We start from the raw sequence: 25,988 nt of genomic DNA, 5'->3' as shown, positions 1-25,988 counted from the left end.
TTTATAGATTTACAAAGTGAAATTTCTTTTAAAATGTTACGGTGTGATTTTTTGTAAATGTAAAAAAAATAGAATAGAATTATTTTCTAAAAAGTTTTAAAACGGTTGTATTAATCTAAAATTTAATCCTGTAAAAATTTCCTAATTAAATTCTGAGATCAAACGATTCACAAAAACTGTGGTTATCTTTGCAAAAACAATTTACAATGTCCAGACTGATCTCCGATTTAGGAATTATAAAAAAACTTCAAAATGCTTTAACCGATTTAGAAATTTCGGTGGCGACAGATATTCAGGAACAAGTTATTCCTTTAATTCTTGATGAAAAGGAAGATTTGGTCGCACTTGCCAAAACAGGAACGGGTAAAACCGCCGCTTTCGGATTGCCTCTTTTGCAATTGGTTGATGTTGAAAATACAAATATTCAGACTATAATTTTATCGCCAACACGGGAATTGTGCCAACAGATTTATAATAATCTGAATGAACTCGCGAAATATATTCCAGAAATTTCAATCGTTTTGCTTTCGGGTGGAGCGTCAGTAAAATCGCAAGTTGAAGAATTAAAATCTCCGACGCATATTGTTGTAGCAACTCCGGGTCGGTTTTTAGATTTATTAGAGAAAGGTGCTTTGGATATTAAATCTCTGAAACATTTAGTTTTAGACGAAGCCGATGAAATGTTTCAGGCTTTAAAAGAAGATCTGATGCCGATTTTAAAATCATTGCCGAAAGATCGCCGTACTTATTTATTCAGTGCGACAATGCCGGGAGAACTGAAAGACATCGTTCATAATTACATGTCGAAAAATGCCATTTTCATCAATTCAGATATGGCAACAATTGGACATGAAGGCATCGATCATCAATATATTGTAGTTGATCCGATCGAGAAATTAGATGTGCTTTTGCATTTTTTGAATTCTCAGGAAGGTGGAAGAGGAATTATCTTCTGTAAAACCAAAGCTGCCGTCAATAAACTGGCAAAAAATCTCGCAATTCGTAAAATTTCTTCAGGCGCATTGCACGGAAGTTTAACGCAGGGAATTCGTGATCGAATTATGGAACAGTTCCGTGAAGGATATATCGATATTTTGGTGGCCACAGATTTGGTAGCGCGAGGAATTGATGTAAAAGAACTGGCGTATGTTGTGAACTATCATTTGCCCGACACGCACGAAGCGTACGTTCATCGTAGTGGAAGAACGGGTAGAGCAGGAGCGAAAGGACTTTCGATGACGATCATTCAGGAAGATGAAGTGAAAGAAATTCCGGCTTTTGAAAAAGAACTCGGCATTCATTTTAAACCGATCAAAAAAGCGAATGCTGAAGCGATCGAATGGAACAACACTTTGGTTTGGGCGAAAAAAGTTTTCAAAACAAAACCCAATCGTGAAATCCCTGAGGAAGTAAAACAGCAAGTAAAAACCATTTTTCATCATTTGACGAAAGAAGAATTGGTTGATAAAGTGTTGTCAAATTATTTAGCGGAGAACAATAAATAACTTTTTAGTTTCCTAAATATTAATGAAGCGGTCTGGATTTGAATTCAAATGTTCAAATTTTGACCGCTTTATTTTCATAGTTTCTTTTAACTAAATTTCATTTTTTATAGTTAGTTGCGGTTATTGTCCGAATGGTTTCTGGTTGCTACAAGTGATGTTATCTCCAGGCGAAACTTTAAAATAATCGCAAAAATATTGATAATACTCGTATCTGTAAGTTGTTTTTTGAAGATTGTTTCCATTTCCACATTCTACACCGCCATTGATCACATTTACCGTTGCGCCAAAACCTGGTAAACGTCCATTTTGAAGATCTTTTTCGTTAGGAATCCATTTGCCATTCATGATATCATGACAAGATGGTTTCGGGAATTGAGGCGTCATCCAAAACCAGATTGCTGAGGCAAATGAAAGAACAGGATCTTGCGACAACAATTCAGGATGTTGTAATAATTTATCTTTTGAGCCAAACCACGCCTCGCTGAATTGTCCATAATTGTAGTTCCAGCTTAATTGTTTTGGACCACGACCAAAGTATTTTTCACCCGCTACAGGAGGATAATTGACCTTCGAGAAATCAGCGTAATCATTGGGAATACCTTCTTGTTTTTCTTCCAGAAAACAGAGACCCCATTTAAAATATCCTCCCGGTGCTTCCGCCCAACCGCCGCTTGTTTCCTGCGCAATATTCGCCAGAAATGCGGCGAGTTCCCGCTTTTGCGTTTCTGCATCACCTGTCAGAAAATTCGGATAAATGCGTGCAGCGGCAACAAATGATTTAAAGGAATAGAAATCAGGTGAATTTTTTTGTGGATTTTTGGTGTTAATTCCGTAACGGTTTGGAAAAAGCTCATTCCACTTTTTTTCGTTTAAATAAAGCGTTAAAGCAGTTTCGCCAGTTTTGTTTTGTACTGATTTCAAAGGTTCGTGAAGCGGTATCGGTGTTTTAGTGGAACAGTTTATTGAGAGGAAAAATAGTGATATGATGAAGAGGTATTTCATGTGAGGAGAATTGTAGTCGCTTCGATTAGAACGGTTAATTTAATCATAGAATATATTACCGGGTGTGTTTTTTATATTTGATATAAGCATCATCTTCACCAATTATATCAACAAGGTTTGCATAATTAAATTTCCCAAGATGAAAATAATTTATTAAAAAATGTTTATCGTTAAATATTTGATTCTTTGTAATCTGTTCGAAGTTGATGGTTATATTTTGATTATTATTTAAAAGTAATTTTAAATGGTTGTCAGTCCCGTTGGATCGATAAGAATCGCCTAAATTGCCCTCAAAGCTGGAAATTCCCCAAGAACCTTTAAAATCATTTGCGTCAATTCCAATATGTGTTACTTCGTTAAGTGAATATATTTTATTCCGAATTACTATTTCTTCATTCTTAAATTCAAGTACTCCGTTAAATTTCCCTTGTAAATATTGCACTTTATTAACTTTAATAATGGAAAAAGCTAAAGCTACAATCATGCAGGCTAAAACTCCGAGAAATATGATAGCATCAAACGCATTGAAATCTTGATCATAATTTTTTGTGAAGTTCATCCGTAGAAAAATTATGATCATTAGAGATATCCAAATGATAAAAATTATTTTTCTTGGCGTAAAATAAAACTTCTTTTCCTTGGATAAAATTCTATATGTCAATTTGCAGTCTTTGGTTTAAAATAGCAGACAACTTTTTTGAGTTTCTGCTCATGGTTGAATATTTCTGTTGGAGGTGGACTTTTTTTAACAAGTCTATGTAAATATAACAAATTGATCAGGTAGAGAAAATCTTTATGATAGAAACATTTGACCCGTTGATAGAAATGTCTTGTTATCTGATGCTCTTTTACGTTATTGCTTTCCGTGAGTTTAAAATTTGAACTTTAAATTGATCTGTTAATATTAAATTCATTTCCTCATATTCAAAAAATTTCATTGGAACAATTTGTAGAAAGTCAATTGGAAACCAATTTTCGACAAATTTTAATGTTGCTTTTCGCGCCAAATTTTCATCGTTTGCCAAACAATATAATCTTGCAATATCAAAGTGAATATTTTCACTTTTTATTTCTTCACAATATTTTTCATAATATTCAAAAACTAATTTTGAATTGCAGTCAGTAATCATAAAATTAAGTAAATACTCGATTTTTTCAATATTTTTATTATTTAAATCTTTTCTGTGTTTTTGTTGAATTAATTCTATTTCAGAAATTTTTTTGCCTTCGGTAATTAACGATAATTTTTCAGGATATAATTTAAGATTTTTTTCGCCATTTAATTTTAAAATGTGCTGTTCAACTAAATATCTATATTGATTTATTTGATGTGCCGGAAGGGTTTCCATTTCTTTAGTTTCCAAAAAAAAGTTGTAAAATTTTTCCGCTCTTTCAATTTGATTTATTTTTATTGCAGTATTTGTATAAGCAAAAAAATGTTCTGTTAATATATTACCTGGATACCATTGTTCATTAAATAAAAGAGAGTTTTCGTCATTAAGCATTGCTTGTTCGTAATTACTTTCAAAATAATTCATTTGTGCAAAAACAATATTTTTTTGAGGTTCAAAATCCTTGTAGTTTTTAAGATTTTCATTTCCTAATTCAATATTTCCATCTCTTATTTCTTGGAAAATAGTCTTTAATTTTTTTGGAATTTTTACAACGTCCATTTTTTGGCGATATGTTTATTAGAGTGGCAGATATTTTTTTTATATGTATTATCATGTTACGCAAACACGCCAAAATTTGGTTGTATTTGAATGAGACTTTATTGCTAAGCTAAAATAGTAAAAATTCAATGCCAATTATCAAATGTTTTTTTTATTTCTAACGTATTTCTGTTGCGCTTTCGAAAGATAAAATCCCCTTCATTTTAGCCCCGATTGCAGTGGAAATCCTTTTTTGTCCCGGCTTCAGACGAGATGAAAAAGATTGAAACGTAAAGCGGGTGCGAAATTTTGGAGAAAATGGAATCTTTGTGCTCCTAAAAAGTAAAAAATAAATTATTGATTTTCAGATCTATAATCGATACAAACGACTACAAACGATAATAAACACTTCTTTACCGACTAAATTTTGGTAACCGATGAACCTTTGCAACAGAGATTCGAGGAAAATCAGTGAGACTCGTTTCTAATGTTTAATTATAAAATTTAAAGCCATGTCACTAAGAAACAAAGTTACCCTAATCGGTAGAACAGGAAAAGACGTAGAAATCGTGAAATTCGAAAACGGAAAATTAGCTAAAGTAAGTTTGGCGACAACCGATCATTACACCAATGCTTTGGGAGAAAAAGTAGAGGAAACCCAATGGCACAATCTGGTTGTTAACGGAAAGTTGGCCGACATTATGGAAAAATATGTTGAAAAAGGCAAAGAGATCGCCGTAGAAGGAAAAGTAGTGTATAAAAATTATGAAGATAAGGAAGGAATCAAAAGATTTACAACCGAAATCCGTGTCGAGGAACTTGTTCTTTTGAGTGGAAAATAGTTATGGTTGGAGAAGATAAGCCGGATTTTAGCCTATTGAATTCGGCTTGCTTCTCTTTTTTTTTAAACAAATAATTATAAAAACACAAAGCCATGAAAACTAAAATTTTTAAAATACGCCTTTCCGAAGAGTTTATTTATTCTGATCAAAAAACACTCGATCGCTTTCTTCAGGAAAATAACATCTTAAAATACGAAACTGCTTTTGTGAAAGATGATGAAAATTACTGGTCGGTTATTCTGTATTATGAAGAATTAAAAGTGCAGTTCAATGAACCCAAATCTGAAAAGTACAGTGCAGAACAGGAGCAGCTGAATATTGATGAAATAAAAATCCTCGATTCCCTAAAACTCTGGCGCAGTGAAAAAGCGAAGGAGAAAAGCCTGCCGGTTTATTTGATCGCAACCAACAAAGAATTGCTTTCCATCGCGAAATACAAACCTATTAAAAAAGAAGAACTTCTTGATATCAAAGGTTTTGGAAAATACAAGATCGAAAATTATGGAGAAGAAATCATTGAGATTTTAGAAACGGTCTAAAAACACAAATTCTATATATTTTCAGAAAGACCGGAGAAATTTCTTCGGTCTTTTTCATTTAAAAATTTAATGAGGTCGAAAACTTTTTTTTTGTTTTTTAACTAACTAAGTTTTTTTAAATTTATAGAATGGAAATTACAATAAGAAAAATTCAAAAATCAGATAATCAATTATTAGCTACAATCATTCGCAGTTGTTTTCATGATTTTAATGTTGCTACGGAAGGAACAGTTTATGTTGATCCAACGACAGATGATTTATATGAACTGTTTCAAAAGGAAAATTCAACACTCTTTGTAGCAGAATCAGATGGCGAATTATGTGGTTGCTGCGGAATTTTCCCCACCGAAGGTTTACCGGAAAATTGTGCAGAACTGGTTAAGTTTTATATCGGTAAAGATTTTCGGGGAAAAGGTTTGGGCAAAATGCTCATGGAAGAAAGTATTGAGTTTGCGAAAAAGTCCGGATATCAATCAATTTACATAGAAAGTTTACCCAAATTTTCGACCGCAGTTTCCATTTACGAAAAGCAAGGTTTTACTTATCTTGAAAAACCCTTGGGAAATTCCGGACATTCGGGTTGCAACCTTTGGATGATCAAACATCTTTAGAAATTTTGATTAATATTTTTCTATTTTACTTTGTAAATAGGAACAATCGAAATAGTTTTAGATTCTAAAAAAATACCCATAATTAAAATAAAATTTTAATGACTAATTATGAAAGACCTGAAAGAAAACATTAAATCTGCCTTGTTTGGCGTTGCAATTGGAGATGCACTTGGCGTACCGGTTGAATTTAAAAGTAGAGAAATAATCAGCGAAAATCCTGTGAAGGATATGATCGGATTTGGCACTTATAATTTACCGCCGGGAACTTTTTCCGATGACAGTTCTCTTACTTTTTGTCTTGCTGAAGCGTTAACGCAAGAATTCGATTTAAAAGTAATTGGTGAAAATTTTGTAAAATGGGTTCATGAAAATTACTGGACAGCACGAGGACATGTTTTTGATATTGGGATCGCAACAAGAGAAGCAATTAACCGCCTTGCAAAAGGCGAAAGACCGGATTTAGCGGGAGGATTCGAAGTTTCTTCAAATGGTAATGGTTCGTTGATGAGAATTTTGCCCCTGCTTTTTTACATTATTGACAAACCCGTTGATGAGCGCTATCAAATTACAAAACAAGTTTCTTCAATCACACACGGACATATTCGTTCGGTCATTGCGTGTTTTTATTATCTGGAATTTGCAAGACAACTTATTTCCGGGGTCGATAAATTCGAGATTTATAAAAATTTACAAACAGAAATCCCGGAGTTTTTAAAATCTATTTCTATCAATCAAAGGGAAATTTCTTTTTTTAACCGACTTTTAACAGCCGATATTTTTGATTTATCGGAAGAAAATATTTTGAGCAGCGGATATGTAATTCACACCCTCGAAGCCAGTATTTGGTGTTTATTGACAACCGACAATTACAAAGACGCAACTTTGAAAGCCGTCAATTTAGGCGAAGATACCGATACAACTGCAGCGGTCACCGGTGGACTTGCAGGATTACTTTATGGCTTTGATAATATTCCCAAAAATTGGATCAATCAAATAGCAAGAAAAGAAGATATCGAAAATTTAGCTGAAAGATTATCAGAGAAAATGAAAATTATTGAATAATCGCTTTTAAAAATTAACACTAAAAATGAGTTCTGAAAACAAATTTTTTCCAAATTTAAAAATGTAATTACTAAAAAAGCTCCGTTTAAATACCTGAAAAAATCCTTTTCAATTCCGTATTTTTGCAGTCGAACGCGAAGTAATTGCATTGATAATTACTCATTGCCAATTACTCATCACTCATAATCAATCATTCATTACTCATCACTATGAAGCCCAGTTTAGCAAAAGGAACAAGAGATTTTTCTGCCGAAGAAGTTTACAGAAGAAAATTCATCACCAATATTTTACAGACTAATTTTGAACTTTTTGGTTTTCAGCCTTTAGAAACACCAAGTTTTGAAAACCTTTCTACTTTAACCGGAAAATACGGTGAAGAAGGAGATCGCCTGATTTTTAAGATTTTGAATTCCGGAGATTACGCTTCGAAAACAAAAGATGAAGATTGGTCGACTAAAAATTCGCAAAAACTGATTTCTCAAATCTCAGAAAAAGCATTGCGTTACGATCTCACCGTTCCGTTCGCAAGATACGTTGCCATGAATCACGGACAAATGACTTTTCCTTTTAAACGCTATCAGATTCAACCGGTTTGGCGCGCTGATCGACCACAGAAAGGTCGTTTCCGTGAATTTTATCAGTGTGATGCAGATGTTGTCGGAAGTAAAAGTTTATGGCAGGAAGTAGAGTTGGTTCAATTATATTTAAAGTCTTTTTCAGAATTAAAAATTCCGGTAACTATCCATTTAAACAATCGAAAAATCCTTTCGGGTTTAGCGGAATTGGCGGGGATTTCTGACCAGTTGATCGATTTTACAGTCGCACTTGACAAACTCCACAAGGTTGGAAAAGAAGGTGTTGTTAAAGAATTATTAGCAAAAAATATCGCGCAGGAATCGATAGAAAAATTAGATTTTCTATTCTCTCAAAGCAATAATGCTCTTGAAAACGTTTTGCAATTAAAAGAAAAATTCCAAAGCAACGAAATCGGAACAAGCGGAGTTGAAGAATTGGAATTTGTTTTGAAAACCTGTCTGGAATTAGGTGTTTCTGAAGAAAGTTTAAAATTTGATATCACTTTAGCGAGAGGACTCGATTATTACACGGGTGCAATTTTCGAAGTCAAAGCCAATAATGTTGCGATGGGTTCCATCGGCGGCGGCGGTCGTTATGATAATCTAACGGAAGTTTTCGGCGTGAAAAATATTCCCGGAATTGGAATTTCTTTTGGTCTCGACCGAATTTATTTGGTGATGGAAGAACTGCAATTATTTCCACAAGATTCCGTTAAAACCGTGAGTTATCTATTTGCCAATTACGGAGAAAAAGAATCTTTCGCCGCAATGAAAGTCATTGCGCAACTACGTGCCAAAGGTATTTCTGCAGAACTCTATCCGGAAGATGCGAAACTGAAAAAGCAATTTACGTACGCCGAAAAGAAAGGAATTCCAAATCTCGTTTTTTACGGTGAGCAGGAAATTTCTGAAGGAAAAATTACGGTTAAGAATTTGAAAACGGGTGAACAAATCACTCAAGGGACAGAAGAATTTCTTGCTTAAAACAATTAACCGTGTCAAGGTTTTAAACATTGACAAGGTTTGAACAATTAATAACTCAAAAAAATGTGGTGGATCTACGCTTTACTTTCTGCTTTATTTGCAGCAGCAACCGCAATATTCGCTAAGATCGGAGTTGAAAACGTCAACTCAAATTTAGCAACCGCCATTCGAACGGTTGTCGTTTTGGTCATGATATGGCTCATCGTTTTCTTTCGTCAGGAATACAAAGGAATTGGCGAACTGTCCCAGAAAAACTGGATCTTCCTCGGAATTTCAGGTTTAGCAACAGGCTTCTCCTGGATTTTTTATTTTAAAGCTTTGCAAATGGGTGAAGTTTCCAAAGTCGCCGGAATCGATAAACTTAGTTTAGCTTTAACCATTATTTTTGCAGTGCTATTTTTAGGGGAAACATTAACCTGGAAAACCGCAGTTGGCGGAAGTTTAATTATCGCCGGAACGTTATTTCTGATCTGGAAATAATGGAAAACTATCTCGACATCAACCGGAAATTATGGAATGCAAAAGTCGATTCGCATTTAAAATCAGATTTCTATTTTGTTGATGAATTTGTAAACGGACGAACTTCTTTAAATTCAATAGAACTTGAACTTTTAGGAGATATCAAAAACAAAGAAATTCTCCATTTACAATGTCATTTTGGTCAGGATTCTATTTCCCTTTCCCGAATGGGTGCTAAAGTTACCGGCGTCGATTTATCCGACAAAGCCATCGAAGCCGCAAAAGATTTAGCTCAAAAATGTGGAACAGATACCCAGTTCATCATTTCAGATGTTTATGAATTACCCAATATTTTAGATCAAAAATTCGATGTCGTTTACACGACTTACGGAACAATTGGTTGGCTTCCAGATTTAGAAAAGTGGGCAAAAGTTGTGTCTAATTTTTTAGAACCCGGCGGAAAATTAATCTTCGTAGAATTTCATCCCATCGTTTGGATGTTCGATAATGACTTCACTTTCGTGAAATACAGTTACTTTAATGAAGGCGTAATTGTCGAAACCAACGAAGGAACTTACGCAGACCGAACTGCAGATCTGGCAGATCAAGAAGTCAACTGGAACCATCCGACCTCCGAAGTTTTGACCAGTTTACTCAATAAAAACCTGCAACTGCAATCTTTTCAGGAATACAACTGGTCGCCGTATCCTTGCTTCCAACATATTGAAGAAACCGAAAAAGGCAAATTTCAAATCTCAAAATTTGGAGATAAAATACCACTTGTCTTTTCTCTCGTCGCAGAAAAAAAATAAGCCTCCAGAATTTTGCTTTTAAATCACAAAAATTTGTATCATTGCAAATCTAAAATTCAGACTTAAAAATCCAAAATTTTAGAAAAAACGGGGGATTAGCTCATCTGGCTAGAGCGTTTGACTGGCAGTCAAGAGGTGGTCGGTTCGATCCCGATATCCTCCACAACCACTTATTTTTCGGAATTTGTGGTTTTTTTATTTTTTTTTCAGGCGCACATTTCCGGCTTTCCACTGCAATTCCTCGCGCCATGCCTTTCCCAACGCTTGCTGTGGGATTTCCGTTGCAATCCGGGGCGCAATTTCCGCAAACAAGAATTTTAGTTTTTAGAATCATAAATAATTTTCTATTACTTATCACAATTTAAGTTTTAATAAAACTGCGCAGTTTAATTAAAAGTCTTTCTTTACCTCGAAAACAATTTAAAAAAAATTGAAAATCTGTAATTTTCCCAACTTCTGTGCACTTTTAAAAAGAAACATCTACTAAAACTAATGTGACTAATGTGTTTAAAATTACTCTGAATCAAATTAAACAGATTTCTTTCTTAACTCAATCCCGTAATTTTTCCATCCTTATCGATAAACATGCCTTCTGCTGCAGGAACATTCGGCAATCCCGGCATTCTCATCATATCTCCCAAAATCGGAATAATAAATCCGGCTCCTGTGGCAAATTCAAACTCCCGAACCGTAATGTTAAAATTGCTTGGTCGTCCGATTTTTGTTTCATCGTCACTTAATGATTTCTGGGTTTTCGCCATACAAATGGGCAGATTATCAAAACCTAAATCGTAAATCGTCTTCAGTTGATTTTTTGCTTTCTGTGAATAAACTACGCTTTCGGCGCCATAAACTTCTTTCGCGATAGTGTCAATTTTGTGCTCCACAGAATCCTCCACCTTATACAATGGTTTAAAATTATTTTCTCCCGACTTTGCAGAGCGAACCACTTCTTCTGCAAGGTCGGTCATTCCGGCACCACCTTTTGTAAATTCATCTGCAAGAATTGCTTTCACGCCCAATTTTTCGCATTCAGAAATGATATAATCTATTTCTTCTTGAGAATCTGCAGCAAAATGATTGATCGCAACGATTGGTTTAAAACCTAACTTAAATCCGTTTTCAATATGTTTGGTTAGATTTCCAAAACCATTTTTCAAGAAAGGTAAATTCGGACTTTCGTATTCTCCTTTTTTAGCGCCACCTTGATATCTCAATGCACGAATCGTGGCCACAATTACATAAGCATCAGGTTTTATTTTTCCGTAATAACATTTGATATGCAGGAATTTTTCCGCGCCTAGATCTGCGCCGAATCCCGCTTCTGTTACTACATAATCAGCCAGAGAAAGTCCCATTTTTGTTGCAATAATACTGTTCGTTCCCTGTGCAATATTCGCAAAAGGTCCGCCATGAAGAATGGCAGGATTTCCTTCTAAAGTCTGAACTAAATTCGGTTTGATCGCGTCTTTCAATAAAATAGCCATCGCATTTTCTGCTTTTAGATCTCTCGCAAAAATGGGTTTTTTATCGAAGGTATATCCCACAAAAATATTTCCCAAGCGGATTTTTAAATCTTCAAAATCTTTACTTAAACACAAAATCGCCATCACTTCACTTGCAGGTGTAATATTGAAACCTTCTTCCCGCGTAATTCCGTTCTTGGTACCACCTAAACCAATTACAATGTGTCGAAGAGAACGATCATTCATATCCATCACTCTTTTCCAAGTAATCGTTCGTGGATCGATGTTTAAAGAAAATTTCCTGTTCTGCAAATTATTGTCAATCAATGCTGAAAGTAAATTATTGGATTTTTCAATGGCGGAAAAATCTCCTGTAAAATGTAAATTAATATCGACCATCGGAATCAGTTGTGCGTAACCGCCACCTGCAGCGCCACCTTTCACACCGAAAACCGGACCGAGAGAAGGTTCCCTTAAAACTGCAATTGATTTCTTTCCGATTTTATTCAAGCCATCATTCAAACCCACAGAGACGGTAGTCTTCCCTTCACCTGCAGGAGTTGGATTAATGGCAGTAACTAAAATCAGTTTTGCTTTTTTTATCTTCTTTTCATTGATATATTTCAGTGGAATTTTAGCTTTATACTTCCCGTAATATTCCAGATCATCATCCTGAATTTCTAATTTTTCGGCAATTTTTTTGATGGACAAAATGGTAGCGGATTCTGCAATTTCCAGATCGGTTGGGAAACTCATATTTGGTGTTTTTATTCACTCAAATTTAGTCGAAATCAACTTTTAAATAAAATTATCGCAGATGCATTATGTCAGTAGGTCTTTTCTAATTAAAAAGAATAGCTAATCTTTTAATTAGCTATTCTTTAGTTGAAATATTTTATGGTAGATAAAGTTACCTATTTTTAGCAGTAAAATCATCTTTCGGTGTACAAGCATCAGAGGTGAATTGGGCAGTTTCCCCAACCATTAATCCTTGAGATTGCCCTGCGCCAAAATATGCACCTGTCCAGTTGATTATAGTTCTAAGTCTGTTTCGATAGTTGATTAGTAGAAATAGGTGTATAAATAGCCAGGAGAACCAAGCGAACCATCCTGTGAGCGTAATTTTGGGAAAAGTAAGATCAGCGACAGCTTTGCTTTTTCCGATAATTGCCATCGTTCCTTTGTCATTATAGCTAAATGGTTTCAGATCTTCTGGCGAGTTATTTGCAAATGCTACAAGATTCTTTGCCAAAGCGAAACCCTGCTGTTCGGCAGTACTCCCTAATTGTGGGTGACCATTGGGAAACGCTGGATCTGTTGTGTCAATACTAGCATCACCAATGGCAAAAATATTATCCGTATTTTCTACTTTATTATAATGATCAACGATAAGACGACTCGCTCTTCCATATAGATCATCAGACAGACCTTTAATTTTTTCAGCAGTTACTCCAGCAGTCCAGATAAGGGTTTTAGTCTCGATAATTTCACCGTCTTTAAAATAAACTTTATCATCTTTAAAATCTGAGACAAGTTTGTTTAGTTTTACGGTGACACCCATTTTTTCTAAACTTTCCTTGGTGTACTTCTGCGATTTTTCGCTCATGGGCGGTAATACGGTTGGAGCGCCATCCACCAGATAAAGATTTAATAGGTTCCCTTTAATTTCAGGATAGATTTTTGAAATTACGCGAGTTCGCATCTCAGCAATCATTCCAGCCAACTCAACACCTGAAGGTCCAGCGCCGGAAATTACTATATTTCGAATCTTTCTTTTTTCATCTTCATCGGTAGAATAGGTGTATTTTTCCGCCTGAGAAATCAAATAGTTTCGAAGTTTCACGGCATCATTGATATTTTTCATCGGAAGGGAATTTTTTTCAATATTTTCCATTCCAAAATAATTAGATTTGGTGCCAGTTGCTATAACTAGAAAATCATAGGATAATTCTCCCGTCGAAAGTTTTACCTTATTTAACTCAGGCATTATTTCTTCCAACTCTCCTAGGCGAAAATGTAAGTTTTTACTTCCTCTCAAAAGGGTACGAAACGGAATCGAAATACTTGCAATATCCAGCATTCCAGTTGCGACTTGATAAAGTAGAGGAGGAAAAAAGTTGTAGTTGTTTCTGTCTACTAGAGTCACTTGAACTCCTTTTTTACCGCCCATTTTTTTCGCCAGATTAATCCCAGATAAGCCACCTCCTATAATTACAATATTCTTGTCTTTCATATTCTGTTTTTTTAAAGTTAAGTTTTTTCAGATATTCCAACTAAAATTAAATTCATATTTGAAGTATCGAAAAATTGTATTTATATCAATTTAATATTGCCACCATCTGTAGTAAACAATTGATCTCTAATGTATTGAATATTGTCTCTCAATAAAAAAGTAGCAACAGGCGCGATATCTTTTAAAGATTTCCAAAATAATTTGGCCGAATTTGATCAGAGGCTTTTCTGGATCGCTTTCTTTCCATTTCTCAACACTTTCGGCCAGAGCGAGCAGGGAAAATACATTAACAATTATATTATCTTTTACCAATTCAATTGTTGGCACACGACTCAAACCTCAAATGGTATCTTTATTTTTTTTATGACGACACAAAGTTACTGTATATTAAGTTGTTATGGAATGATTAAAAGTGTGGATTTATCGTTTAGACGGCAGATTTAGTAATTAAACGGATTAGAAGTCAGAATAATTAAAATACAGATTTTATAAAAGGAAATTTCATTTCTGATCTACCAACTTTGCGCAATCTGGCCGACTGGAATTGGTTATCAATATTAGTTTTTTCGGCAATATTTTTGATATATTGAGTCCCTGGATTCTGCAATTTTAACATTAGCCGGGAAATTCATATTCTGGTATTTTAAACTCAATTAATTTTAATGAAAACCAAATTTTTAGATCATTAACTTTGAAGTTGATTTAAAATACAAGTGTTATTTCCTAGTCTTTTATCCTCTAAAAATTCCGTATTTTTGCAGAATTCCGAAAATTGAAATTTTGGAACATTACAATGAAAGATCAGAAAGAATATATAGAAGTTTACGGTGCTCGTGAACACAATTTAAAAAATATTGACGTCAAAATTCCCCGCAACGAACTCGTTGTAATTACAGGACTTTCCGGGAGTGGAAAATCTTCCCTGGCTTTTGATACCATTTTTGCAGAAGGTCAAAGAAGATATATCGAGACTTTTTCGGCTTATGCAAGACAGTTTCTTGGCGGTTTAGAAAGACCGGATGTTGATAAGATTGATGGACTTTCTCCCGTGATCGCCATCGAACAGAAAACCACGAATAAAAATCCACGTTCAACGGTTGGAACAGTGACCGAACTTTACGATTATCTGCGTTTGCTTTTTGCCAGAGTTTCCGATGCGTATTCTTTGCATTCCGGAAAAAAACTGGTGAGTTATACGGAAGATCAGATCTTAGAAACCATCAATAAAAATTACAAGGGTGAAAAAGTAATGTTGATGGCTCCTGTCGTGCGTTCCAGAAAAGGACATTACCACGAACTTTTCATCCAGATGGCGAAGAAAGGTTACGGACAAGCCAGAATCGACGGAGATCTGCAGGATATTGAATACGATTTAAAACTCGATCGCTACAAAACCCACGACATTGATATTGTGATCGACCGCTGGATCATTGGCGAAAGTGCTTCCGAAAATCGTATGGAAAAATCCCTGAAAACCGCTTTACAAATGGGTGAAGGCGTTATTGGAATTCAGAAATTAGGCAGCGATAAGATCGATTATTTCTCCAAAAATTTAATGGATGATGAGTCGGGACAGTCTTTGGCTTTACCCGAACCGAATACTTTTTCCTTCAATTCTCCGAAAGGAAGTTGCCCTTATTGCAAAGGTTTAGGCGAAGTAAAAAGAGTCAATACCGATTATTTTGTAGAGAATCCTAAACTTTCTATCAATCAGGGAGGTTTGCTTCCTTTGGAAGATATGAAATCTAACAAATGGATCTCTGGTCAGATCAAAAATATTTTAGAAATTTTCGGTTTGAGTTTAGCTACACCGTTCAAAGATATTCCGAAAGAAGCGCTGGAATATATGTACCACGGTTGTCACAAAGAATTTAACAAAGATTTAAAGTACGCCGGAATTACAAAAAAAATAAAAGTCAATTTCGATGGTTTGGTTCCGATCATCAATGAAATGATTGACGACAAAGAAAGCTACGACGCGATTTTATTGGAAAGACATTTCACGACGGAAGAAACTTGTCCGGAATGTAAAGGAACGAGATTGCAACCTTCAAGTTTGAGTTTTAAGATCGATGGAAAGAATATTGCAGAAATTAATGCACTTTCACTTTCTGATCTGAAAATCTGGCTAAATGAAGTTGAAGATACTTTCAGTTCAAAACAAAAAATAATCGGTCATGAAATTTTAAAGGAAATCAAAACCAGATTGCAATTTCTTTTGGATGTTGGCTTGGAATATTTAAGTTTAAGCAGAAGCTCAAGAACGCTTTCTGGTGGAGAATCGCAACGGATTCGTCTCGCAACTCAAATCGGGTCGCAACTGGTCAATGTACTTTACATTTTAGATGAACCTTCTATTGGTTTGCATCAAAGAGATAACGAAAGACTTATCGCGTCTTTGAAAAATTTAAGAGACATCGGAAACTCTGTAATCGTTGTTGAGCATGACAAAGACATGATCATGGAAGCCGATGAGGTTCTAGATATCGGTCCAAGAGCCGGGAAATTCGGGGGCGAAATTCTTTGGCAGGGAAAACCAAAAGAGTTGCTGAAAGCGGATACCATCACCGCAGATTATATCACAGGAAAACGCAAAATTGAAATTCCGGAAACCCGAAGAGAAGGGAACGGGAAATCGATTTCTTTAAAGGGCGCAACTGGGAATAACTTGAAAAACGTGAACCTTGAAATTCCTTTGGGAAAATTAGTTGTCGTTACGGGAATTTCCGGAAGTGGAAAATCTTCTTTAATTAATGGAACTTTATATCCGATCTTGAACCGACACTTTTATAGAAGTGTTCAGGATCCTTTACCGTACAAAAAAATTGAGGGAATTGATAATATCGACAAAATTGTAGATGTTGATCAATCACCGATCGGCAGAACACCACGTTCAAATCCTGCGACTTACACCGGAATGTTTACCGACATCCGAAATCTTTTCGCTGAACTCCCTGAATCTAAAATTCGTGGTTATAAAGCCGGAAGATTTTCGTTCAACGTAAAAGGAGGAAGATGCGAAACCTGTCAAGGTGGTGGTTTGAAAGTTATTGAAATGAATTTCTTGCCCGACGTTTATGTGCATTGCGAAACATGCAACGGAAAAAGATTTAACCGCGAAACCCTGGAAGTTCGCTACAAAGGAAAATCAATTTCTGATGTTTTGGAAATGACGATCGATGAGGCGACCGAATTTTTTCAGCCGATCCCAAAAATTTATGCAAGAGTAAAAACCATGCAGGATGTCGGTTTAGGTTACATTACGATGGGTCAACAATCCACAACCTTGAGTGGTGGTGAAGCACAGCGAATTAAATTGGCTACAGAATTATCCAAAAGACAAACCGGAAATACTTTATATATTCTCGATGAACCAACAACAGGATTGCATTTTGAAGACGTAAAAGTTTTGATGGAAGCGATTACAAAACTTGTGGAATTAGGAAATTCTTTCATCATCATCGAACATAATTTAGATGTCATTAAACTCGCAGATCATATCATTGATATTGGTCCGGAAGGTGGAAAACATGGCGGAGAAATCATTGCGAAGGGAACTCCGGAAGAGATTGTGAAATCCCGAAAATCATTAACTGCAAAATATCTGAAAAGGGAATTAGGAGCGTAAATAGATTTTTGCAACTCTAAAAAGTGTAATTTAGATTAAAATTAAGAAGAAATTTTTCGACCTTTAGAATGAAGGAAAGAAAAATTTCTTCTTTAAATTTAGGCTGCTATTCATTACTTCTATTAACTTAATAAAAATTTTCATGCACGATCTGCTCAACGTTTCCCTTCGAAGTCTTGCGGTTTACCTTTTTATGTTTGCCGGAATTCGAATTTTTGGCAAGAACCAATTGTCCCAGTTAAATGCGGGAGACATCGTTTTGTTGCTTTTGATTTCCAATGCGGTTCAAAATGCAATGGTAGGATCTAACACAAGTCTGGAAGGAGGTTTGATGGCTGCACTAGTTTTATTTGGAGCTAATTTTGTCGTAAAAAAAATTATTTTCAAAAATCCTAAGATCAAAAGCATGATCGAATCTGATCCCGTCGTTTTAATTAAAGATGGAGTCGTAGATAATGTAGCGATGAAAAAGGAAGATATTGATTTTGATGAGTTAGAAGAAGCCGTTCGGGAACATGGTGTTGAGAAAATTGAGGACGTAAAATTAGCGGTTTTAGAAGTTGACGGAAATATAAGTGTTATATCGATGGATAAAAAAAGTAGTGGTACAAACTACTCGCGCCACAAAAGAAAATATCCCCGTAAATCACATCGATTTTAAAATAAATTACTGAAAAAATGAACTACGAAATCCGTGAAATGTTGCCAGCTGATGGCGAGAAAGTTTTAGAAATATTCCAGGAAGGAATCGAGGGACGAAATGCCACATTTGATCCATCAGCACCTACTTGGGAAAGTTGGGATCAGAAACATTTTAATATTTGTCGATTCGTTTTGGAGAATGAAAATGAAGAAATCCTAGGTTGGGCAGCTTTACAACCCATTAGCAACCGCGATTGTTTTAAAGGTGTCGCAGAAGTAAGTATTTATTTAGCCAATTCAGTACAAGGTAAAGGTATGGGTTCAATGTTGCTGAAAAAATTAATTCTCGATAGTGAAGAACACGAGTTCTGGACTTTACAAGCTGGAATTTTCCCTGAAAATGAAGCCAGTATTTACGTTCACAAAAAGCTGGGTTTTCGGGAAGTTGGATATCGGGAGAAAATTGGTCAGATGAATGGCGTTTGGCGGGATATTATTTTGCTGGAAAGACGAAGTAAGATTGTTGGAGTTTAATTTTAAATGTATTAATAGTATCTAAAAACTCGATTTATTGAAAAATATTTTTACATTTATCCTATTCTCAGGCATTTTATTACTGGCTATTTCTTGTGTCCCAATCAATGAACTGGAGCAAAGTGTGCCGTTTTCAAATGGAGTTTCACCAGCGCCTAAAAATCGTTATCCGACCGAAAAGGACAGTCCATATTTTTATAGAATGCCGGATGGAGCTGGAGATCTTCAGGATGTTTATTACCGGGATCGAGGTGGTGTTATTTATCTCAATGGATTCGTCGTTGGGAAAGATACTATTTTTGATGAACCTGGAGTCATAGGATATAATGAAAAAAATTTATATCCGCATCACATAGAATTTTTGCCTGCAGTAGATTTTGATAATATTGATGGAAATCAAAACAATAATCAGCAGGGTTCAGTCATAAAAAGAAGTGGTTCCAACTCCAACACTTCGGTGGGAAACGGAACAAATACTGCAGATCCTCGAAATAAAAGAAGCGGCTCGCAAAAAAATTCATACGAGGGAAGATTTACCAATTAAATCCTGAATATTAATTTAATGTCCATTAATGAAGTTAAAGATCTCATCGTTGAGGTTTCGAACCCCAAATTTGACGTCTTGAACCCCATCGATGACGTTAATTGATCCATATATGAGGTTCTTAACGTCAAATTTGACGGCTGTTACCTCAAAGATGGGGTTCGAATCCTCAAATTTGAGGTCATGAGCGCCAAAAATGACGTTTGCAACCTCAAAAATGGAGTTTATTATCACAACCATGGGTCATTTAACCTCAAATTGTATTTTTTTCACCAATTAAATTGATTGCTGAGAAAAATATATTCTATTTTTCCCTTATTTTTGCATTATGCCAAAAGAATTTCAGTTTCAAGTATCACCGGAAGCAGCTTCAAATGAAGATCTGTTAGCAAAACAGGTTGCGAAATTTTGTAAAATAAGTCCGACTGAAATTCAGAAAGTTGTGGTTTTGAAACGTTCGATCGATGCTCGACAAAAATCGATTAAAGTCAATCTCAAAGGCAAAGCTTTTCTAGTTGGCGAAGATTATACAGATTCAAAAATTGAATTACCGGATTATCCCAATGTTGAAAATAAACAGGAAGTCATCGTAGTCGGCGCTGGTCCAGCCGGTTTATTTGCAGCTTTACAATTAATAGAATTAGGATTAAAACCTATCGTTTTAGAAAGAGGAAAAGAAGTTCGTGGTCGCCGCCGTGATTTGAAAGCAATTAATGTCGATGGAATTGTAAACGAAGATTCCAATTACTGTTTTGGTGAAGGTGGAGCAGGAACGTATTCCGATGGAAAGTTATATACGCGTTCGAAAAAAAGAGGTGATATCGATCGGATTTTAGAACTATTGGTTGGTTTTGGCGCAACTCCGGATATTATGGTCGAAGCGCATCCACACATAGGAACTAATAAATTACCTCAAATTATTCAGGATATCCGGGAGAAGATTATCGCTTGTGGCGGCGAAGTTTTATTTGAAACCCGCGTCACAGATTTCATCATTAAAAATAATCAAATTGAAGGCGTCGCTCTTCAAAATGGAAACATCATTTCGGCTCAAAAAGTTATTTTAGCAACAGGTCACTCTGCTCGTGATATTTTCGAACTGCTTTACAAAAAAAATATTCTAATCGAAGCTAAACCTTTTGCTTTAGGCGTTCGGGCAGAACATCCACAGTCATTGATTGATAAAATTCAATATTCCTGCGATTATCGTGGAGAATTTTTGCCACCTGCACCTTATTCGCTCGTAAAACAAGTTCAGGGTCGCGGAATTTATTCCTTTTGTATGTGTCCAGGAGGCGTCATTGCGCCATGTGCAACAAGTCCGGGAGAAGTCGTAACAAACGGTTGGTCGCCTTCAAAAAGAGATCAATCCACCGCAAATTCGGGAATTGTCGTAGAATTAAAATTAGAAGATTTCAAACCTTATCAACAATTTGGACCATTAGCAGGAATGGAATTTCAGAAAGCAATTGAGCAAAAAGCTTGGCATTTAGCAGGTGAAACTCAAAAAGCTCCGGCGCAACGAATGGTCGATTTTACGCAAAATAAAGTTTCACAAAATATCCCGAAAACTTCTTACGTTCCCGGCACCACATCCGTTGAAATGGGACAGGTTTTCCCGGGATTTTTAACGCAGATCATGCGCGAAGGTTTTATGCAGTTCGAAAAATCAATGAAAGGTTATTTGACAAATGAAGCGATTTTGCACGCACCAGAAAGTAGAACTTCTTCTCCAGTAAGAATTCCCAGAGATGACTTTTCTTTGGAGCATCTTCAAATTAAAGGTTTATATCCATGTGGTGAAGGCGCAGGTTACGCAGGTGGAATTATTTCCGCTGCAATCGATGGCGAAAAATGTGCTTTGAAAGTGTCAGAGAGCTTAAAAAAATAGAGTGGAGAAAAGGCAAAAGATAAAAGACTTACAATTATAGCAGATCTTCATTTAACAAAAAAAGACGAGAAAATTTTTCCCGTCTTTCTTCTTCACTTTTACTAAATATTATTGATCGATAGAACCCAAAACTTTTTTTGCAAAACCGTTTAAAGCATCTCTTTCAGATATTCCGCTTGCAACATTTGCGTGAACTTCCAGCGCTCCACAAATATTAGTGATCAATTCACCGGTGACATTCAGATCTTCTTCTGTTGTTCCTCTGAATTCTGAAAATGCTTCTAAAACTTCTAAAGTTTTTTCTAAATTTTCAACTGTTTGAGTTTGATAAAACTGTCTGATTACAGGTAATTTCATTAGTTCAATTCATTAAATAAATTAATAAGACTTTCTGCCTGATTCGACTGAACCTGATTCACTAGTTCCCCGTTTTTGAAAATCGCAAAGGTTGGTAAATTATCAACTTTCGCTAATTTTCTGCTTTCTGGTAATTTTTCTGCATCGACATATAGAAAAGGAATTGCTTCATTCTCTGCTGCCAATTTTTTAAATTTCGGTTTCATGATTCTACAGTTTCCACACCATGTTGCACCATATTGTACGACTACTTTTTCATTGTCTGCTACGATTTGCTGTAAATTATCTTCCGCTAGTTCTGTGTACATAATCCTAAATTAATTGTTGTGAGTTGCTAAATATTCTGCAGTCGATTTTCTATCTGCCTTCATTGCATCTTTTCCTTCTTCCCAGTTTGCCGGGCAAACTTCACCATGTTTTTGAACGTGCGTGTAAGCATCGATCAATCTTAAAAATTCTTTTACATTTCTTCCCAGTGGCATATCGTTTACTGATTCGTGGAAAATTTTTCCAGTCTCATCAATTAAATAAGTTGCTCTGTAAGTTACGTTTGAACCTGTAAAAATTTCATTTCCTTCATCATCATATTCGAAATCCTGATCTACAATTCCTAGCATATTTGCCAATTGTCTGTGCGTATCTGAAAGAATTGGATAAGTTACACCTTCGATTCCGCCGTTATCTTTTGGCGTATTTAACCACGCAAAATGTACTTCATTCGTATCGCAAGAAGCTCCAATTACTTTTGTATTCCTTTTTTCGAATTCACCTAAAGCTTCCTGAAAAGCGTGAAGTTCTGTCGGACAAACGAATGTGAAATCTTTCGGATACCAGAATAATACAACTTTCTGCTGGTTCTGAGTAGTTTGCTCAAAAATGTTGATTTTCAAATCATCTCCCATTTCGCTCATTGCGTCGATTTGAATATTTGGGAATTTTTTTCCTATTAATGACATAATATATTGTTTTAAATTTGATGGCACAAAAGTACTAAGTTTTTATCAATTATAAATTGTTTTTTGATTTATAAAATCTATAACTTAGAGAGATTTGATAGAAACATACTTTCTTTCACAAATAAAATTAGGAAAAAAAAGAGGTTATTCCTAGAGAACTGATATGAATCATTTGTATTGAAACTAAAATTGGAATACCCTTATCTCGAGAATTATCATTAAATTCACTCTCTTAAATTTTTATTATGAAAAAAATTCTTGTTATTCTTTTGGTCGCTTTTATTTTGATTCAGTTTTTCCCGATTGATAAGAATAATCCAGCACCGACGACGCAAATGGATTTTTTGACCATTAAAAATACGCCGGAAAGTACAGCGAGATTAATCAGAAATGGTTGCTACGATTGTCACAGCAATGAAACGAAATATCCTTGGTATACAAACTTTCAACCTATTGCCTGGTTTTTGAAGAATCACATTGATGAAGGAAGAAAAGAACTTAATTTTTCAACTTTCGCGACATACGAGCCAAAAAGACAGGCACACAAATTAGCTGAGGCGATTGACCAGGTTGAAAAGGGTGAAATGCCGCTGGATTCTTATGTCATAATTCATAATGAAGCAAAATTTTCGGAGGCTCAAAAACAGGAAGTGATTAAATATTTTAAATTGGTTGAAGGTGACATTCGTCGGGAACATAATCTGCCACCAGAAGAAAAAAAATAAATAGTTCAACAATATTTTTAATTAAATCTATCTACACTTTCCTTTTATTATTAAAGAATTTCAGCACAAATAAATATGATCGACTCCACAAAATATTATGTTTTTTACGATGGTGACTGCGGTTTCTGCAATTACTGGGTTCAGTGGATCCTGAAAAACGATGTGAAAGATCAGTTTTTATTTTCCTCATTGCAATCTGATTTCGGACAAAAATTTCTCACGGAACGAGGTTTGGAAAATAAGGAATTCAGCACGCTTTATCTTTGGAAACCAAATTCTTTCTATCTGAAAAAATCGCAGGCAGCTTTGAAAATTGCGAGAATAATGGGTGGAAAATTTGCCATCATAGGAAACTTAAATTTTTTCCCAAGCTTTTTATCAGATCTTGTTTACAATCAAATTGCTAAAAACAGAACGAAACTCGCTTCTCAAAAATGTTTTCTACCCAATGGAAAAGAGCGAGCAAAGTTTGTTGAATAACTTTCCTTCTTACTATCACATCTTCTAAATAGGCCTTCAACGAATATTCTCTTTTTATCAACCTTGTCAAGGTTTGAAACCTTGACAAGGTTAACAACAGCAATATTTTTTAGCCAACCAGAATTTCTATTTTAATAACAAAATTAAATTCGAAGCGAGATCTGCGTGAGGTTGCAGGCGGAAATCCTCGTTTGCCGGGAACTCGGCACACGAGATTGGGAGCCGAAGACCGACCCCGAGCTTCGGGAAAGAAAGGGAAGGGTCACGCCCAAAAAAAATAGAAAAATCTTGAACTTTAAACCTGAAACAAATTCTTATATTTGCAATTATGGAATACAATACCGAAAGAACACATTTACAATTGCCAGAATATGGCAGAATTATACAGCAACTGGTCGAACGTTGCAAAGAGCTTGCTACAAAGGAAGAACGGACTGAAATGGCGGTAGCGATTGTTGATTTCATGGGGCAGAGAAATCCGCAACTTCGGGATGAAGAGAATTTTAAACATAAACTTTGGGACCATCTTTATATTCTGGCGAGTCATGACTTAGATGTCGATTCTCCATATCCGTTCCCAACAATGGAGGAATTGCAGGAAAAACCAAAGAGAATGGATTACCCGAAATTGCAGGGTGATTTTAAATTTTATGGAAAAAGTATTTTGCAGCTGATCGAAATGGCAATTAAGTTGGAAGCAGGAGATGAAAAAGATGCTTTGATCCAGGTCATTGCGAACAATATGAAAAAATCGTACAATGTTTATAATAAAGAACATGTGCAGGATGAAGTCATTTTTCGCCATTTAAAAGACCTCTCAGAAAATCGTCTGGATTTAACGGTGCTTGATTCTCTGGAAAAAAGTAAAATTTACTACGCGACTAATCGCAATAATAAAAATACCGGTAGAAATCAGCAAAACCAGAACAACCAGAACAATCAGAATAAAAGAAGGAATTTCCAAAATAATAAAAACCGAAATTAAGAATGAACGGATCTTTTTTAATTAACGGCGGTAAAAAATTGCATGGTGAAATAACGCCGCAAGGTGCGAAAAATGAAGCGCTGCAAATTCTATGTGCTGTTTTGTTGACGGATGATGAAGTACGCGTAAAAAATATTCCAGACATTCATGATGTGAATAGACTGATAGAAATATTAGGAGATTTTGGCGTGAAGATCACGAAAAACGGACACGGCGATTATACGTTCAAGTCAGATTCGGTGAATTTTGACTACATGAAATCGGAGGAATTCAAACAGGATGGTGCTAAATTGCGCGGTTCTATTATGTTGCTCGGTCCGATTCTCGCGCGATATGGGGAAGCGTACATGCCGACTCCGGGTGGTGATAAGATCGGAAGAAGAAGGCTGGACACGCATTTTCAGGGACTGGTAGAACTGGGTGCTGAATTTCACTACGACGAAAAAGAATATTTTTATACTTTAAAAGCAAAAGAACTTCACGGCAAATTTATTTTGCTGGAAGAAGCTTCTGTCACAGGAACTGCAAATATTCTGATGGCTGCAGTTTTAGCCAAAGGAAAAACCCGAATTTACAACGCCGCTTGCGAACCTTATCTGCAACAGCTTTGCAAAATGCTGACCAGAATGGGCGCTAATATTTCCGGGATCGGTTCTAATTTACTGACGATTGAGGGCGTTTCTCAGCTTCGTGGAACTGAACATACCATGCTTCCGGATATGGTCGAGATCGGTTCCTGGATTGGTCTTGCTGCCATGACAAAATCTGAAATTACCATTAAAAACGTCAACTGGAAAGAACTCGGCGTAATCCCAAATACATTTAAGAAATTAGGAATTCAGTTAGAAAACAGAGGCGATGATATTTATATTCCAGCTCAGGAAAATTATAAGATTCAGAAATTCATCGATGGTTCTATTTTAACGGTTTCAGATGCGCCGTGGCCGGGATTTACGCCCGATCTGCTTTCCATTATTCTGGTGGTGGCGACGCAGGCAAAAGGTACGGTTCTGGTTCACCAAAAAATGTTTGAATCGCGTTTGTTTTTCGTAGATAAACTGATTGATATGGGTGCGCAAATTATTTTGTGTGATCCGCACAGAGCGACGATCGTTGGTTTAAATCACGAATATCCGTTGCGCGGAACAACCATGATTTCGCCTGATATTCGTGCAGGAAACGCCATGTTGATCGCGGCACTTTCGGCAGAAGGAACTTCTACCATTCACAATATCGAGCAGATCGATCGCGGTTACGAAAATATCGACGGACGGTTAAAAGCGTTAGGAGCAGATATTGAAAGGATTTAATTGGGATATTATACCTTTATAAAAAGCCATTTCATTGAGTTGAAGTGGCTTTTTTTTGAGGAGCCAGAAGATTTTCGCTTCTGTGGAAAATCGTACCCGCTTTTCACTATATCTTTTGCTACACTTCGTTTCGCAAAAGGATGCCGTTGCAATCGGGGCTAAAAGTTTAGGGATTGTTCTTTTCGAGGAATTTT

25 protein-coding genes and 1 tRNA gene are annotated in these 25,988 nt (G+C 35.8%); 18 read left to right on the top strand and 8 right to left on the bottom strand.

Annotated features, from left to right (window positions below; translation table 11 throughout):
* Positions 1–206: 206 nt before the first annotated feature.
* Positions 207–1,505 carry a DEAD/DEAH box helicase gene (locus tag OA86_RS12810; protein WP_039354003.1) on the top strand — a complete coding sequence of 433 codons (1,299 nt, stop codon included), beginning with the start codon at positions 207–209 and terminating at the stop codon, positions 1,503–1,505.
* A 120-nt stretch (positions 1,506–1,625) separates the two neighbouring features.
* On the opposite strand, the gene OA86_RS12805 is transcribed toward OA86_RS12810, so the two are convergent.
* From OA86_RS12805 to OA86_RS12795, 3 genes are all read right to left on the bottom strand, one after another.
* Positions 1,626–2,507 (bottom strand): chitinase, encoded by an 882-nt coding sequence (locus tag OA86_RS12805; protein ID WP_039354001.1) that lies wholly within the window; start codon positions 2,505–2,507, stop codon positions 1,626–1,628.
* 55 nt (positions 2,508–2,562) lie between these two features.
* Entirely contained in the window at positions 2,563–3,066 is a 504-nt protein-coding gene (locus tag OA86_RS12800; RefSeq protein WP_039353998.1) for a hypothetical protein, read from the bottom strand.
* A 289-nt stretch (positions 3,067–3,355) separates the two neighbouring features.
* Positions 3,356–4,180 (bottom strand): hypothetical protein, encoded by an 825-nt coding sequence (locus OA86_RS12795; RefSeq protein ID WP_039353997.1) that lies wholly within the window; start codon positions 4,178–4,180, stop codon positions 3,356–3,358.
* A gap of 491 nt (positions 4,181–4,671) precedes the next feature.
* On the opposite strand from OA86_RS12795, the gene OA86_RS12790 reads away from it, so the two are divergent.
* The 8 genes from OA86_RS12790 (at position 4,672) to OA86_RS12755 (ending at position 10,206) form a co-directional block, all read left to right on the top strand.
* A complete protein-coding gene (locus OA86_RS12790) occupies positions 4,672–5,001 on the top strand; it encodes a single-stranded DNA-binding protein (protein ID WP_039353994.1) in 330 nt (109 codons plus the stop codon).
* A gap of 92 nt (positions 5,002–5,093) precedes the next feature.
* Positions 5,094–5,540, top strand: a complete 447-nt coding sequence (locus OA86_RS12785) for an HRDC domain-containing protein (protein ID WP_039353993.1) — start codon at positions 5,094–5,096, stop codon at positions 5,538–5,540.
* A 128-nt stretch (positions 5,541–5,668) separates the two neighbouring features.
* Positions 5,669–6,151 carry a GNAT family N-acetyltransferase gene (locus tag OA86_RS12780; protein ID WP_039353991.1) on the top strand — a complete coding sequence of 161 codons (483 nt, stop codon included), beginning with the start codon at positions 5,669–5,671 and terminating at the stop codon, positions 6,149–6,151.
* A gap of 108 nt (positions 6,152–6,259) precedes the next feature.
* On the top strand, positions 6,260–7,213 hold the full coding sequence (locus tag OA86_RS12775; RefSeq protein WP_039353990.1) for an ADP-ribosylglycohydrolase family protein: 954 nt from the start codon (positions 6,260–6,262) through the stop codon (positions 7,211–7,213).
* 209 nt (positions 7,214–7,422) lie between these two features.
* On the top strand, positions 7,423–8,772 hold the full coding sequence (hisS, locus tag OA86_RS12770; RefSeq protein WP_039353987.1) for a histidine--tRNA ligase: 1,350 nt from the start codon (positions 7,423–7,425) through the stop codon (positions 8,770–8,772).
* 63 nt (positions 8,773–8,835) lie between these two features.
* Complete coding sequence (locus OA86_RS12765) at positions 8,836–9,252, top strand: EamA family transporter (protein ID WP_039353985.1); 417 nt, start codon at positions 8,836–8,838, stop codon at positions 9,250–9,252.
* Positions 9,252–10,043 carry a class I SAM-dependent methyltransferase gene (locus OA86_RS12760; RefSeq protein ID WP_177187126.1) on the top strand — a complete coding sequence of 264 codons (792 nt, stop codon included), beginning with the start codon at positions 9,252–9,254 and terminating at the stop codon, positions 10,041–10,043. The genes OA86_RS12765 and OA86_RS12760 overlap by 1 nt, the downstream gene beginning before the upstream one ends.
* 89 nt (positions 10,044–10,132) lie before the next feature.
* Positions 10,133–10,206, top strand: a tRNA-Ala gene (locus tag OA86_RS12755).
* Between the two features lie 382 nt (positions 10,207–10,588).
* Here OA86_RS12755 and OA86_RS12750 read toward each other — a convergent pair.
* Both OA86_RS12750 and OA86_RS12745 read right to left on the bottom strand, forming a co-directional pair.
* Positions 10,589–12,265 (bottom strand): formate--tetrahydrofolate ligase, encoded by a 1,677-nt coding sequence (locus OA86_RS12750; RefSeq protein ID WP_039353981.1) that lies wholly within the window; start codon positions 12,263–12,265, stop codon positions 10,589–10,591.
* A gap of 154 nt (positions 12,266–12,419) precedes the next feature.
* Positions 12,420–13,742 (bottom strand): NAD(P)/FAD-dependent oxidoreductase, encoded by a 1,323-nt coding sequence (locus OA86_RS12745; RefSeq protein ID WP_039353978.1) that lies wholly within the window; start codon positions 13,740–13,742, stop codon positions 12,420–12,422.
* 793 nt (positions 13,743–14,535) lie between these two features.
* Between OA86_RS12745 and uvrA the strand changes: the two genes are divergently transcribed.
* The 5 genes from uvrA (at position 14,536) to OA86_RS12710 (ending at position 20,981) form a co-directional block, all read left to right on the top strand.
* Positions 14,536–17,370 (top strand): excinuclease ABC subunit UvrA, encoded by a 2,835-nt coding sequence (gene uvrA, locus OA86_RS12735; RefSeq protein WP_039353974.1) that lies wholly within the window; start codon positions 14,536–14,538, stop codon positions 17,368–17,370.
* 142 nt (positions 17,371–17,512) lie between these two features.
* A complete protein-coding gene (locus OA86_RS12730; RefSeq protein WP_039353972.1) occupies positions 17,513–18,031 on the top strand; it encodes a DUF421 domain-containing protein in 519 nt (172 codons plus the stop codon).
* A gap of 17 nt (positions 18,032–18,048) precedes the next feature.
* Positions 18,049–18,546 carry a GNAT family N-acetyltransferase gene (locus tag OA86_RS12725; protein WP_039353970.1) on the top strand — a complete coding sequence of 166 codons (498 nt, stop codon included), beginning with the start codon at positions 18,049–18,051 and terminating at the stop codon, positions 18,544–18,546.
* A 37-nt stretch (positions 18,547–18,583) separates the two neighbouring features.
* A complete protein-coding gene (locus OA86_RS12720) occupies positions 18,584–19,090 on the top strand; it encodes a hypothetical protein (RefSeq protein ID WP_039353967.1) in 507 nt (168 codons plus the stop codon).
* Between the two features lie 328 nt (positions 19,091–19,418).
* On the top strand, positions 19,419–20,981 hold the full coding sequence (locus OA86_RS12710) for an NAD(P)/FAD-dependent oxidoreductase (RefSeq protein ID WP_039353963.1): 1,563 nt from the start codon (positions 19,419–19,421) through the stop codon (positions 20,979–20,981).
* A 108-nt stretch (positions 20,982–21,089) separates the two neighbouring features.
* Here the strand turns inward: OA86_RS12710 and OA86_RS12705 are convergent, their stop codons facing one another.
* From OA86_RS12705 to OA86_RS12695, 3 genes are read right to left on the bottom strand one after another with little or no spacing between them, the layout of a single operon-like run.
* Complete coding sequence (locus tag OA86_RS12705) at positions 21,090–21,338, bottom strand: DUF6952 family protein (protein WP_039353961.1); 249 nt, start codon at positions 21,336–21,338, stop codon at positions 21,090–21,092.
* A complete protein-coding gene (locus OA86_RS12700; protein WP_039353958.1) occupies positions 21,338–21,646 on the bottom strand; it encodes a thioredoxin family protein in 309 nt (102 codons plus the stop codon). The genes OA86_RS12705 and OA86_RS12700 overlap by 1 nt, the downstream gene beginning before the upstream one ends.
* Positions 21,647–21,655: 9 nt before the next feature.
* Positions 21,656–22,294 (bottom strand): peroxiredoxin, encoded by a 639-nt coding sequence (locus OA86_RS12695; RefSeq protein WP_039353955.1) that lies wholly within the window; start codon positions 22,292–22,294, stop codon positions 21,656–21,658.
* A gap of 245 nt (positions 22,295–22,539) precedes the next feature.
* Between OA86_RS12695 and OA86_RS12690 the strand changes: the two genes are divergently transcribed.
* The 4 genes from OA86_RS12690 (at position 22,540) to murA (ending at position 25,794) form a co-directional block, all read left to right on the top strand.
* A complete protein-coding gene (locus OA86_RS12690; RefSeq protein WP_039353954.1) occupies positions 22,540–23,019 on the top strand; it encodes a heme-binding domain-containing protein in 480 nt (159 codons plus the stop codon).
* A gap of 75 nt (positions 23,020–23,094) precedes the next feature.
* Positions 23,095–23,499 (top strand): thiol-disulfide oxidoreductase DCC family protein, encoded by a 405-nt coding sequence (locus OA86_RS12685; protein WP_039353953.1) that lies wholly within the window; start codon positions 23,095–23,097, stop codon positions 23,497–23,499.
* Positions 23,500–23,827: 328 nt separating this feature from the next.
* Entirely contained in the window at positions 23,828–24,484 is a 657-nt protein-coding gene (locus OA86_RS12680) for a DUF4290 domain-containing protein (RefSeq protein ID WP_039353951.1), read from the top strand.
* A gap of 2 nt (positions 24,485–24,486) precedes the next feature.
* A complete protein-coding gene (murA, locus tag OA86_RS12675; protein ID WP_039353948.1) occupies positions 24,487–25,794 on the top strand; it encodes a UDP-N-acetylglucosamine 1-carboxyvinyltransferase in 1,308 nt (435 codons plus the stop codon).
* The last annotated feature ends 194 nt before the right edge of the window (positions 25,795–25,988 follow it).

The sequence above is a fragment of the Kaistella jeonii genome (assembly GCF_000812865.1).
GTDB classification, from domain to species: Bacteria; Bacteroidota; Bacteroidia; order Flavobacteriales; family Weeksellaceae; genus Kaistella; species Kaistella jeonii.
This window is presented reverse-complemented; position numbering and strand designations above follow the sequence as displayed.